At 54.8% G+C, this 12,953-nt stretch carries 8 protein-coding genes; 1 reads left to right on the top strand and 7 read right to left on the bottom strand.

The window, feature by feature from the left end:
- Positions 1 to 11: 11 nt before the first annotated feature.
- Positions 12 to 59: a protein YadX gene (gene yadX / locus BEB54_RS29255; protein ID WP_211180485.1), complete on the bottom strand. Its 48-nt coding sequence runs from the start codon at positions 57 to 59 to the stop codon at positions 12 to 14.
- Between the two features lie 165 nt (positions 60 to 224).
- On the opposite strand from yadX, the gene hemL reads away from it, so the two are divergent.
- Positions 225 to 1,505 (top strand): glutamate-1-semialdehyde 2,1-aminomutase, encoded by a 1,281-nt coding sequence (gene hemL, locus BEB54_RS08440; RefSeq protein ID WP_000045287.1) that lies wholly within the window; start codon positions 225 to 227, stop codon positions 1,503 to 1,505.
- A 157-nt stretch (positions 1,506 to 1,662) separates the two neighbouring features.
- On the opposite strand, the gene fhuB is transcribed toward hemL, so the two are convergent.
- The 6 genes from fhuB to hrpB all read right to left on the bottom strand — a co-directional run bounded on the left by fhuB (position 1,663) and on the right by hrpB (position 12,900).
- A complete protein-coding gene (gene fhuB, locus BEB54_RS08435) occupies positions 1,663 to 3,645 on the bottom strand; it encodes a Fe(3+)-hydroxamate ABC transporter permease FhuB (RefSeq protein ID WP_105277303.1) in 1,983 nt (660 codons plus the stop codon).
- Positions 3,642 to 4,532 (bottom strand): Fe(3+)-hydroxamate ABC transporter substrate-binding protein FhuD, encoded by an 891-nt coding sequence (gene fhuD, locus BEB54_RS08430; protein ID WP_105282172.1) that lies wholly within the window; start codon positions 4,530 to 4,532, stop codon positions 3,642 to 3,644. The genes fhuB and fhuD overlap by 4 nt, the downstream gene beginning before the upstream one ends.
- The gene (fhuC, locus tag BEB54_RS08425) at positions 4,532 to 5,329 is read right to left on the bottom strand and encodes a Fe3+-hydroxamate ABC transporter ATP-binding protein FhuC (protein ID WP_001311398.1); all 798 of its coding nucleotides are present in this window, start codon (positions 5,327 to 5,329) and stop codon (positions 4,532 to 4,534) included. The genes fhuD and fhuC overlap by 1 nt, the downstream gene beginning before the upstream one ends.
- Before the next feature lie 50 nt (positions 5,330 to 5,379).
- Positions 5,380 to 7,623, bottom strand: coding sequence for a ferrichrome porin FhuA (gene fhuA / locus BEB54_RS08420; protein ID WP_105277301.1), 2,244 nt, complete (start codon positions 7,621 to 7,623; stop codon positions 5,380 to 5,382).
- 219 nt (positions 7,624 to 7,842) lie between these two features.
- Entirely contained in the window at positions 7,843 to 10,377 is a 2,535-nt protein-coding gene (mrcB, locus tag BEB54_RS08415) for a bifunctional glycosyl transferase/transpeptidase (RefSeq protein WP_046082496.1), read from the bottom strand.
- A gap of 93 nt (positions 10,378 to 10,470) precedes the next feature.
- Positions 10,471 to 12,900, bottom strand: coding sequence for an ATP-dependent helicase HrpB (gene hrpB / locus BEB54_RS08410; RefSeq protein WP_105277300.1), 2,430 nt, complete (start codon positions 12,898 to 12,900; stop codon positions 10,471 to 10,473).
- Between the last annotated feature and the right edge of the window lie 53 nt (positions 12,901 to 12,953).

Below are 12,953 nucleotides of genomic sequence, written 5' to 3'. Positions count from 1 at the left end.
CCAATGATCACTTATTGGTCATACAAATAAGATGACGGCATTTTACTCGCACGTTCCATGAAAATCCTTTGCAAAGCGTAATGTTTCAAATGTACAAAACTTTTATACTCTACGAAATCAGGATTGCACCAGCAGAAGCAACCTGACGTTTGACGAGTATTTAACTTGTTATGAATAAAATAGAATAGCAGCCATTCACTTTTTCTACGAATCAGGAACCCTCCATGAGTAAGTCTGAAAATCTATACAGCGCAGCGCGCGAGCTGATCCCTGGCGGTGTGAACTCCCCTGTTCGCGCCTTTACCGGCGTGGGCGGCACTCCACTGTTTATCGAAAAAGCGGACGGCGCTTATCTGTACGATGTTGATGGCAAAGCCTATATCGATTATGTCGGTTCCTGGGGGCCGATGGTGCTGGGCCATAACCATCCGGCGATCCGCAATGCCGTGATTGAAGCCGCCGAACGTGGTCTGAGCTTTGGCGCACCGACCGAAATGGAAGTGAAAATGGCGCAACTGGTGACCGAACTGGTCCCGACGATGGATATGGTGCGCATGGTGAACTCCGGCACCGAAGCGACGATGAGCGCCATCCGCCTGGCCCGTGGTTTTACCGGTCGCGACAAAATCATTAAATTCGAAGGTTGCTACCACGGTCACGCTGACTGTCTGCTGGTAAAAGCCGGTTCTGGCGCACTCACTTTAGGCCAGCCAAACTCGCCGGGCGTTCCGGCAGATTTCGCCAAACATACATTAACCTGTACTTATAACGATCTGGCCTCTGTACGCGCCGCGTTTGAGCAATACCCGCAAGAGATTGCCTGTATTATTGTCGAGCCAGTAGCAGGCAACATGAACTGTGTTCCGCCGCTGCCAGAGTTCCTACCGGGTCTGCGCGCACTGTGCGACGAATTTGGCGCATTGCTGATCATCGATGAAGTGATGACCGGTTTCCGCGTGGCGCTGGCTGGCGCGCAGGATTATTACGACGTGGTGCCAGACCTCACCTGCCTGGGCAAAATCATCGGCGGTGGAATGCCGGTAGGCGCATTCGGGGGTCGTCGTGATGTGATGGATGCGCTGGCCCCAACCGGTCCGGTCTATCAGGCGGGTACGCTTTCCGGTAACCCGATTGCGATGGCAGCCGGTTTCGCCTGTCTGAATGAAGTCGCGCAGCCGGGCGTTCACGAGACGCTGGATGAGCTGACAACACGTCTGGCAGAAGGTCTGCTGGAAGCGGCAGAAGAAGCGGGAATTCCATTGGTCGTTAACCACGTTGGCGGCATGTTCGGTATTTTCTTTACCGACGCCGAGTCCGTGACGTGCTATCAGGATGTGATGGCCTGCGACGTCGAGCGCTTTAAGCGTTTCTTCCATATGATGCTGGATGAAGGTGTTTACCTGGCACCGTCAGCGTTTGAAGCGGGCTTTATGTCTGTGGCGCACAGCATGGAAGATATCAATAACACCATCGATGCTGCACGTCGGGTGTTTGCGAAGTTGTGATCCAGCATGGTTTGTCGGATGCGGCGTAAACGCCTTATCCGACCTACAGATCAGGACCGTTTGTAGGCCCGATAAGACGCCACAGCGTCGCATCGGGCATCCGTTGCCGCGTAAAAGCTTTATCCATCCAGGAGTTAAGGGCCGTTATATGGAAAAATTAACGGCTCTGCTTTCTCAACAAATAGATAAAATACGGCGCGCCGATAAAGGTCGACAGCAGCCCCGCTGGGATCTGGAATGGAAACAGCACCATCCGCCCACACCAGTCAGCGAACACCAGCAACAATCCCCCTACCAGCGCCGAAATCACGATGTGCGGCATCGTCCGTCGAAAGCCCATCATCCGTGCGATATGCGGTGCCATCAGGCCAACAAAACTCAACGGCCCGATGGTCATTGTCGCGGTCGCCGTCAGGCAAGCCGCCAGCAGCAGTAGCGCAATTCGCGTCGGCGTCAGCGCCATTCCCACGGCTCGTGCGGTATCACCTCCCAGCGGTAAAATGGTCAGCCAGCGGCGGCACAGCGGGGTAATCGCCAGCAAAATCACCATCACAATTCCGGTGCGCCAGACCTGCGCCTCGGTCGCGTTGTAGGTCGAACCGGAAATCCAGGTCAGCACTTGCGCCATTCGCGGGTCACCACTTGCCTGCAACATCATCAAAAGCATGGTGAACGCAGTACTTAAGGCCATCCCCGCCAGTAACATGCGGTGTGGGGAAAATCCACCGCGCCCGGCAGCGATCATAATGATCAACAGCGTCACCGCCGCGCCGAGACTGCCCGCGGGTAACAGCCAGCCAAAGGCATTACCCGGCACCAGAAACAGCATCAACACCACACCAAACGCCGCGCCTGAACTAATCCCCAGCACTTCGGGGCTTGCCATCGGGTTTCCGGTCAGCCGCTGAATAATACAGCCCGCCACTGCCAGCATGATGCCCGCAAACAGTGCCGCCATAATTCGCGGCCAGCGCCAGGGCATTAAATCATCGAGCAGCGCCCCGCTCGCCCACGTCCAGCCGTGCGCATCACGACCAAACGACAGCGCCACCACCACAGCAATTATCAGCAGCACACCGCCAGCAAGGGCAAACGCCAGCACATGTTGGCGTTCAGTCGCGACACGATCGTTGGCCTTCATATCCGGCGCACTGATGCTGCGTAAACGCGGCAGCAGCCACAGTAACAGCGGCGCACCTATCAACGCCGTCACCGAACCGGTAGAAACTTCCATCCACACGCGAGTCAGCCAGAGGATGATTTGATCGGAAAGCCAGAGGATCAGCGCACCAATCAGTGACGCCAGCAGCAGTCTTGGCAGCAGACGCCGCGCCCCCAGCATTTTTGCCAGCAGTGGCGCGAACAACCCGATAAAGCCGATAATCCCCACCGCGTTCACCAACAGAGCACTGATGACTATCGCCAGCGACAGCGCCGCCAGACGCGCGAGCGATAAGGCCAGCCCGAGATTACGCGCCACGCCATCATCAAGCCCCATCAGGGTTAATGGACGAAGTAGCAGTAACGTCAGCATCACGCCGCCCAGCAGCTGTGGCCATAAACGCTCAACGCCGCCCCAGTCGGTTTGCGTCAGCGTTCCGGTACTCCACAGGAACATGCTTTGCAGCTGGTCGTGATGGAAGATAACCAGTAGCTGATTAATTGCCCCACAATAAAGGCTCACCACCAGCCCCGCGAGGATCAGTGTTACCGGCGAAAGCCGTTTCCCCCACGCGACGCCAAAGACAATTAAGCCAACAACGCAAGCCCCCGCCAATGCAGCAAACTGGCTCGCCATAGCACCAGGGATCGCCCAGAGCGTGGTGACGGTAATCCCCAGTTGCGCGCCTGTAGCAACGCCCAACGTCGTCGGCTCCGCCAGCGGGTTACGCAGCACTTGCTGAAATAGCACGCCCACCAGCCCCAGACCCGCGCCCACCAGCAGCGAAATCGCCAGACGCGGCAGCAAGCTGTAGTGAAAAATCATCTGCTCGATGACATCGATATCCGGCGACCAGGTGGCCTGCACCCACTGGCTACGCGGCAGCGCCTGCGAGAAGTTCATCCAGGTTAGCATCGCTGCGGCAATCACCAGCAGCGCCAGCAATAACGCCGGGAAAAGCGCAATACGTTTACTCACGCTTTACCTCCAATAGCATTATCCAGAATACGCACAAAATGCATTGCCGAGAGCGTCGCACCATAAAACCAGACTGCGGGGACGCGCTGAAAGCGTCCGGCACGGACAAACGGCATGGCCTGCCACAGCGGGGTTGCCATTAGTGCGTCCATGTCTCTGCTGTTGTCGTGATCAAAACAGAGCACATCAACGTCCTTATACGCTGCCAGACGATCGATACTGACGGCAGTACTGCCCCAGAAGTTGGTTTCTCCTTGCCAGGCATTTGGGATGCCGTACTCATCGAGAATTTCCTGGAACAGGCTGTTCGGGCCGAAGACCAGCATATGGCGCGGATCGATAAGTGTCGTCAGCAATAACGGGCGCGCACCACGCTTCACAAAGCGGGGTTTCATGCTGCGGATAAAGTCTTCATAGTGCGCTAAATGCGTTTCCGCTGCGCTTTGCAGGTTAAGTAAATCTGCCATTTCCGTCAGTGACTTACGCGCCATCGCCAGCGGCTGTTTGCCGTCGCTGAAGTTAAATCCGCGCCCAGGCGCAATGCGTGCCAGCATTTCTGGTGAAGGGCCATACCCTGCCGACCAGACCATAAACGACGGCTTCATTTCGGTCAGCAGTTCAAGGTTAGGTTCTGTCCGCAAACCGACGTCAATCACCGATTCAGGTAATGGCGGTTCGCTGACCCACAGGCGATAGTTGATGGTATCCGCCACGCCGTAAGGTACGATGCCGAGCGCCAGCAGTAATTCCACCGGCAACCACTCCAGCGCCACAATACGATTGGGATCAATAGCCGCCGCGCGGGCGGTATTCATCTGCCATAACAACGGAGAAAGCGCCATCGCCGTTAACAGTCGACGGCGCGAAATAAGAGGTAAGCCGCTCATCAATAAACAAAACTCACAGGTGCAGCACCCGCCGGATGCGGCAAAATACCCATCGGGATGCCATAAATCATTTCGAGGGTTTCGCCGCGCATAATTTCCGCAGGCGTTCCCTGAGCAATCATTTCACCGCCGCGCAGGGCGACCAGATAATCACAGTAACGCGCAGCCATATTGATATCGTGCAGCACGGCAATGACCGTCAGGCCACGCTCCTGACTTAAACGATGCACCAGCGCCAGCACATCAACCTGGTGGGCGATATCCAGCGCCGAGGTCGGTTCGTCGAGCAACAGACAACGGCTATCCTGCGCCACCAGCATGGCGATCCACGCCCGTTGACGTTCGCCGCCAGAGAGGCTATCGACCAGCCGATGCGCCAGCGGTTTTAAGCCAACCAGCGAGATAGCCTCTTCGACCTTTTCGCGATCTGCCACGCCAAAGCGTCCCAGCGCGCCATGCCACGGGTAACGACCAATCGCCACCAGTTCACGCACCGTCATCCCTTCAGCCGGGGGAAGTTGCTGCGGCAAATAAGCCACCTTGCGGGCAAACGCTTTGCTGCTCCAGCTTTCCAGCGGCTGGGCATCAAGAAGAATCTCCCCTTCCGACGGCGGTTGGTGACGGCCAAGCATTTTGAGCAGAGTGGATTTACCAGAACCGTTGTGACCAATCAGACCGGTCACTTTCCCGGCAGGAAAGGTTAACGACAGCGGATGCAAAAGCGTGCGCCCGGGCACACGAAAGGAGATATTACGCAGTGCAAAAGTGGTATCGGAATGATTCGTGTATTCCTGCATAACAGCCAACTTGTGAAACGGGCACGGAAATCCGTGCCCCAAAAGAGAAATTAGAAACGGAAGGTTGCGGTTGCAACGACCTGACGTTCTGCGCCCCAGAAGCAGCCATAGGTGTTAAAGCAGCTGGCGACGTATTCACGATCGAACAGGTTGTTAACATGCAGCGCCACGTTGGAGCCCGCCATGCCGACCCGCGCCAGATCATAACGCACTAACGCATCCACGACCGTATAACTTCCCACTTTAAAGGAGTTAGCCGGATCACCATAGCTGGAGCCAGTATAACGACCACCGGTGCCCAGCGTCAGGCCAGAAAGCGGACCGTCAAAGAAGGTATAGTCAGCCCACAGCGAAGCCATGTGTTTTGGCACCTGTGCAGGCGTATTGCCTTTATAGGTAGTGTCGGTGGTGTATTCCGCATCGGTGTAAGTATAAGAACCTACTACGTTAACACTCGCCGACAGCGCCGCTTTCGCTTCGATTTCTACGCCACGAGCGCGGATCTCGCCACCTTCAACCGAGAAGAAGGAACCCTCAGGGTCCGCCATCAGGTTGTTGGTTTTAGTGAGATTATACACAGCACCAGTAACCACAATTGGGCGATCTTCCGGTACATATTTCACGCCGACCTCATACTGCTTACCTTTAGACGGCGCAAAAATATTACCATCCTTCCCAACTTGTGAAGAAGGTTCAAACGATTCGCTATAGCTGAAGTAAGGTGTTACACCATTATCAAACAGGTAGTTAACACCACCACGCCAGGTAAACTGTTTGTCATCACGTTTATCGGTCGTCCCTTCAACGCGGTTATGAGACTCTTGATCCGCCCAGTCATAACGACCGCCCAGGGTGACCAGCACTTTATCCCACTGCGCCTGATCCTGAACATAAACACCCGTTTGTTTCTGCTTATTCAAAATGCGGTAAGGACCGGAGTTTGCCGGATCTTTCGCATTGAAGTCGAAATCGGTATTCACCGGATTGTACAGATCGAGCAGCGGTACGGAGTCGTCGTAACCAAACCAGGCGTTGATGTCATTACGCATACGCATAAAGTCGACACCGGTCAGCAGAGTGTGGTCGATATCGCCAGTGGCAAACTTGCTCTGCAACTGGGTATCAACGGAGAAGTTTTGCAGCTTCTCATCATCAACGACGTATTTACGTGCCAGGTAGTGACCTTTATCGGCTGGCGCTAAAGCGGCACACTGTTTGCTGTAAGCATTCGCCGGATCGGAGCAGACGCCGTAACCATAAACGCTGTTTTGCGAAGTTTTGTTTTCAGCAAAGCGCAGGTTCTGACGCACCGTAAAGGTGTCATTAAACTCGTGGTCGAAGCTATAACCCACCATCTTCTCATTACGAGAATAGGTGTTGTTCTTCGCTCCTTCGTTAAAGTCCGTCGGCAGACGTTTACCGTTTGGCAGCGGCTCAACGGTCCCCTCTTTCGGCAGCCAGCCGTAATAACCGGTTTCCGGTTCATTCTGGAAGTAAGAGAGGAAAGTGAAATTGGTTTTATCGTCCGGACGCCAGGTAAACGCTGGCGCAATGGCATAACGCTGCTCTTCTGACCCTTTCTGCTGGGCATTGGCAGAGCGCGCCAGTCCGGTCAGACGATAAGAGTAAACGCCGTCATCATCCAGCGCATCGCTAAAGTCAAAACCGGTCTGGAACAGGCTGTCTGTGCCCGCTTTAAATTGGATTTCTTTCAGCGGTTCAGTAGTCGGACGCTTGCTGACCATATTCAACAGGCCGCCAGGACTGCTTTTACCGTAAAGCACTGAAACCGGGCCACGCATAATTTCAGCGCGTTCCAGCATATACGGGTCAATGACCGCATCGTTATAGAAGTTGCCCTGCAACTTCAGGCCATTCAGATAGTTATTCTGGCTTTGGCCTTCTGCTGCAAAACCACGAATAATCAAATGATCATAAGTGTTTGATGCACCACGCGTACCGACCGAAACGCCCGGCGTATAGCTAAGCGCTTCTTTTACTGACTTAGGCTGATGCAGCGCCATTTCTTCGGCAGTGACAACAGAAATTGACTGCGGCACTTTTTGAATCGGTGTATCGGTTTTGGTGCCGGTAGCGGACTGTCGCGCCGCAATAGTTGCAGCTGGCCCCCATGCGCTTTCTTGCGGCGCTGGTGCAGCGGTAACGGTGATAGTGTCTTCTTTCGGTTCAACCGCTGCCTGTGCGTAAACAGACATGCCGCTAACCGCTGTGGCTACTACAACTGCAATTTTACGCAGTGAGTGTTTTGGCTGAGCAGTTTTGGAACGCGCCATTGGTATATCTCTGATGTAAAGTGAATGATAACGTAAACGAGAATGATTATTATAAAGATGAGATAATATTCGAAACGCTGGCGGGTTCGCAAGCGGTACGCAATCTGAGCATTCCTGAGGGGTTAATAAACAATCAGATGAAAAGAAAGGGTTAATACTTTGGGTAGGATGTTATTTTACCGGATGGCGACTCGCCATCCGGTATGTCACGCTTAGACGTTAATTACTACCAAACATATCCTTGATCCAACCTGCTACGCCGTCACTGTCTTTCTGCTCTTGCTGAGCAGGTTGCTGTTGCGGCTGTTGCTGCGGCTGAGAAGACTGATCAAACGGATTGCCTGACGGTTGCTGCTGCATCTCACTCTGCTGGCACAGCGATTGCGGATCGCTGGTCCAGACCGGTAAGACACGCATGCCACCGCTGCAAACAAAGTTGCCGTCATAGTCCACGCCCATATCTGCAATGTCTTCTGGCGGAACAAGATTCAGCGGTGTTGGCGTCTGGTTAGCCAGATAACGCTGATAAATCGACATTGCCCCGCTGGCTCCATACAGTTTGGTCGGCTGGTTGTTATCACGGCCTACCCAAGTGATAGTCACCGTGCTGCCGTCAATGCCCGCAAACCAGGTATCTACGTTGTTGTTGGTAGTACCCGTTTTCCCTGCCAGATGCAGATTTGGATATTTCGCCCCAAGCTGACGTCCCGTACCGCGTTGTACCACCTGCTGCATGGTCCATAGTGTCAGATACGCCGCCTGAGCCGGAACAGCGCGTTCCGCCTGCGGGAAGCTCTGATACAGTACCTTGCCATCTTCCGCGATTACCGAACGCAGCGCAGAAAGCGGTGCTCGGTTACCACCACTAGCGATGGTCTGGAACGCCTGCGCCACTTCAATTGGCGTTAAGTTCAACGCCCCCAGCAGCATTGCCGGAACCGGATGCAGCTGATCTTTCGGTACGCCCAGTTTAATCCAGGTATCCGTAACCGCAGGCAGACCCAGCGCCATCCCCAGATTCACCGTCGGCACGTTCATCGAACGTGTCAACGCATCCACCAGCATCACTCTGCCACTTTCGCTATAACGACGGTCATCGTTCTGCGGTGACCAGACCTGGCCATTCGGCTGACGCAGCGCGATTGGCGCATCGGCAATCCACGTGTTCAGGCGATAGATTTTCGGCTGGCTTAAGGCCGTCAGATAAGTCGCTGGTTTTGCAAGAGAACCAATAGAACGACGCGCCTGCATCGCACGGTTGTAACCCGCAAACTGCGGCTCAGAACCACCAACCATCGCGCGAACTTCACCGCTAAAGCGGTCGACAACCACGATTGCCGTTTCCAGATCGCTCAGCTTTCGCTGTTTCTTCAGCGCCGGAATACCCTCCACGGCGGCTTTTTCCGCCGCGTCCTGAGCCACCGAGTCAAAGGTAGTGAAGATCTTCACGCCGGAGAGATCTTTTACCTTATCGCCTAATTTCGCCTGCAGCTCCTGACGCACCAGTTGCATAAAGGCTGGCTGTGGAGAGATTACCCCGCCGCGCGGCTGAACGCCCAGCGGACGTGCACTTAACATGTCATAGAGTTCTTGATCAATAATCTGTTGCTGTTGCAGCAGACGCAGTACCAGGTTACGTCGCTCCAGCGCCAGTTTCGGGTTACGCCACGGGTTGTAGATGGACGCCCCTTTCACCATACCCACCAACAGCGCCTGCTGGTCGAGGCTCAATTCTTCTACCGGGCGACCAAAGTAATACAAGCTCGCCAGCGGGAAACCGCGTATTTCGTTGTCGCCGCTCTGACCGAGATACACCTCGTTCATATACAGCTCAAGAATGCGGTCTTTGCTGTAACGCGCATCCATGATCAGCGCCATGTAGGCTTCGTTCGCTTTACGCCAGTAAGAACGTTCGCTGGAGAGGAACAGGTTTTTCACCAACTGTTGCGTCAGCGTACTCGCCCCCTGTACCGTGCGTCCGGCGGTCAGGTTTGCCAGCACCGCACGTCCGATGGAGTAGAGACTGATCCCATCATGCTCGTAGAAATGACGGTCTTCTGTCGCCAGCAAAGTATCCACCAGCAAATCCGGGAAACCACTGCGCGGCACAAACAAACGCTGCTCACCGTTTGGCGAAGAGATCATGGTGATCAGACGCGGATCAAGACGGAAGAAACCAAACTGACGGTTGTTCTCCATATTGACGATCGTCGACAGGTGATCGCCATCAAAGGTCAGACGCGCACGCACCTGCCCTTCTTTACTGTCCGGGAAATCAAACGGACGGCGGATCATCTCAATGCTGTTGGCCTGCACGGTAAATTCGCCAGGACGGGTCATTTTCGACACCTGACGATACTGGGTCGCTTCCAGCAGCTTCACCATCTCGTTTTTGCTGATGGTCATGTCTGGCTCAAGGTTGACCATTCGGCCATAAACAGCCGCAGGCAATTGCCAGACTTTGCCATCAATACGGCTACGAATTTTTTGATCGAGATAAACACCGTAAATGGCGATCAGCACGGCAAAAACGATAGCCAGTTTTAGCAGCAGCCATAGCCAGCCGCGTTTGCCACGAGGCTTACGCCCTTTGCCTTTGCCCTTACCTTTGCGCGGCATCGGTTCTTCATCCTCATAGTCATCATAATCGTCGTAATCATCGTCATCTTCGTAACGACGACGGCTTACCTTTTGTTTGACCGGACGCGTCGGTTTCCCTTTGCGTCCAATTGGCTCGCGGTCATTCCCGGCCATGCTTTTTCTCCGCAATATTCAGGCGCAAAAGCCCGATTTTCTGTTCTTCTGTAACAAGACAGAAGAAGATATCTCTCAAATTTACTTTGGTCTTCATGAATACTTTTTCGTCCGTCGCGTCGGTGCGGTATTTGCCGGATCATCCGGCCAGACGTGTTTGGGATAACGCCCTTTCATTTCTTTTTGCACCTCGCGATACGCTCCTTTCCAGAAGGCGCTCAAATCTCGTGTGATTTGCAGCGGCCTTTGGGCAGGGGAAAGCAACTCCAGCACCAGCGGCACGCGCCCCTGGGCGATCGTCGGATTGGTGGCCTCGCCAAACATCTCCTGCATTCTCACCGCCAGCGCGGGCGGGTTATCTTCATGGTAACGAATGGCGATCCGGCTTCCCGTCGGCACAGTGTAATGCGCAGGCAATTCACTATCCAGACGTTGCTGCATCCCCCAATCAAGTAATCCGCGTAGCGCCTGATAAATATCGAGTGATTTCAGGCCGCGTAGCGAATGTACGCCTGTCATATGCGGCAGGAGCCACGTTTCCAGCGTCGCCAACAAACTTTCATCATCAACCGCTGGCCAGTCATATTCCGGCAACCACTTTGCGGCGCATAACAAACGCAAGCGTAGCTGTTCCGCTTCCGCCGTCCAGTTGAGCACGCTTAAACCTTTATCACGAATGCCGTTAAGCATCGCCTGATGCAACTCGTCTTCCGAGGGTTTAGCCAGCGGCTGCACTTTCACCGTCAGTTGACCAATTTGCAACCGACGCCAGGCTTTCAGCGTACCTTGCGCATCATCCCACTCCACAGTGTCAGACTGCTGTACCAACTGCGGACAGCGTTGCACTAATTCATCGATATCGACCGGTAGCGCCAGTAAAATCCGCGCATCCGGCGAGGCGCTACCCTGCAATAATAACGGTGCGATCAACCATTCGTGGCGGCTGAGCGCATCATCGGCATCGAGCATTGCCCCCATGCCGTTTGCCAGTTGATAGCGCCCCTCTTGCCCACGGCGGCGAGCGATGCGATCGGCAAACGCTCCGGCAAGTAACGGTGCGATAAGCGAACTGTCTGCCTCACCGCCGCGTACGTTTAAGCGCTTTAACAGTTGCTGGCTACGTTGCTGCCAGGCAGGTTGATTGCGCGAAAACGCCACGCCCAGATCGATATTGCCCATCCGTGGTGGCTCTTCGAGAATAGCGGCAATTTTTGCAGCGGTAGCAGCTTCGTCGTCGCTCTTTGCGCTCACCAGCATTGCCGCTAAACGCGGATCGTTACCCAGCGTCGCCATTTTCTGCCCTTTCGTGCTTAGCCGTTCACCGTCCATCGCCCCCAGCATCCGCAACAGGCGTTTCGCGGCCTGTAAATTCACGGCTGGCGGTTGATCCAGCCAGCTCATCTGCGTCGGATCGCTGCATCCCCATTGCAGTAATTCCATCAGCAAACCGGAGAGATCGCTTTGTAAGATTTCCGGTTCACTTTGCGCGGAGGCGCGTTCTGCTTGTTCTTTGGCGATTAAATGTAAACAGATCCCCGGCTCCAGACGTCCGGCACGCCCGGCGCGTTGCGTCATTGATGCCTGGCTAATGCGTTGGGTAATCAGCCGCGTTAGCCCCGTGCGCGGATCAAAGCGCGCCACACGTTCCTGAGCACAATCCACCACCAGACGAATACCTTCGATGGTTAAACTGGTTTCAGCAATATTGGTTGCCAGCACCACTTTGCGCATCCCTTCTGGTGCCGGAAGGATCGCTTTTCGCTGATCGTTCAGCGACAACGCGCCATACAGCGGGCAGAGCAACACATCACTACCGATGCGCGAAGCCAGTTGTTCCTGAACGCGCTGAATTTCTCCGACACCAGGTAAAAATAACAGTAATGAGCCGCTTTCCTGATGCAGCAATTCGGCGGTGGCAACCGCCACGGCTTCATCAAAACGCTGATGAGCGAGCAGCGGTAAATATCGGCGTTCAACCGGAAATGAGCGCCCTTCTGAGATGACGACGGGCGCTTCTGGCAGCATCTGCTGCAAGCGGTCATTGTCCAGCGTAGCCGACATAATCAGTTGTTTAAGGTCGTCACGCAGACCCTGTTGCACATCGAGTAACAGCGCCAACGCCAGATCCGCCTGCAAGCTGCGCTCATGAAACTCATCGAGGATCACCAATCCAACGCCGCTCAGTTCAGGGTCACGCTGGATCATGCGCGTCAACACGCCTTCGGTAACTACTTCCAGGCGTGTATTTGGCCCGACACAGTTTTGCGCGCGCATCCGGTAGCCTACCGTATCACCTGTTTTTTCGTTAAGCAGTTCCGCCAGTCGTTGCGCAACGTTACGCGCCGCCAGACGACGCGGCTCCAGCAGGATAATTTTTCCGTTAATGCCGGGATGCGCCAGCAGTTGCAGCGGCAGCCAGGTTGATTTCCCGGCCCCGGTCGGCGCACTTAATAACACCTGCGGTGCACCATCGAGGGCAGCAAGTAACTCAGGTAAGACGGCAGCAACGGGCAACGACGACACAAAACGCTCCAGAGGGTTAACATTCTTCGTGCCACATTGTAGCATCGCGGTAA

Origin of the sequence: Escherichia sp. MOD1-EC6021, assembly GCF_002965245.1 — a bacterium.
Classification (GTDB): domain Bacteria; phylum Pseudomonadota; class Gammaproteobacteria; order Enterobacterales; family Enterobacteriaceae; genus Escherichia; species Escherichia coli_F.
The sequence above is the reverse complement of the archived record's forward strand: the minus strand, read 5'-3'. Positions and strand labels throughout refer to the sequence as shown.

What these genes read in the sequence shown, in the direction of transcription:
- hemL (WP_000045287.1), top strand. Translation starts at nt 225, where the DNA reads ATGAGTAAGTCTGAAAATCTATACAGCGCAGCGCGCGAGCTGATCCCT.
- fhuD (WP_105282172.1), bottom strand. Translation starts at nt 4,532, where the DNA reads ATGAGCGGCTTACCTCTTATTTCGCGCCGTCGACTGTTAACGGCGATG.
- fhuC (WP_001311398.1), bottom strand. Translation starts at nt 5,329, where the DNA reads ATGCAGGAATACACGAATCATTCCGATACCACTTTTGCACTGCGTAAT.
- fhuA (WP_105277301.1), bottom strand. Translation starts at nt 7,623, where the DNA reads ATGGCGCGTTCCAAAACTGCTCAGCCAAAACACTCACTGCGTAAAATT.
- mrcB (WP_046082496.1), bottom strand. Translation starts at nt 10,377, where the DNA reads ATGGCCGGGAATGACCGCGAGCCAATTGGACGCAAAGGGAAACCGACG.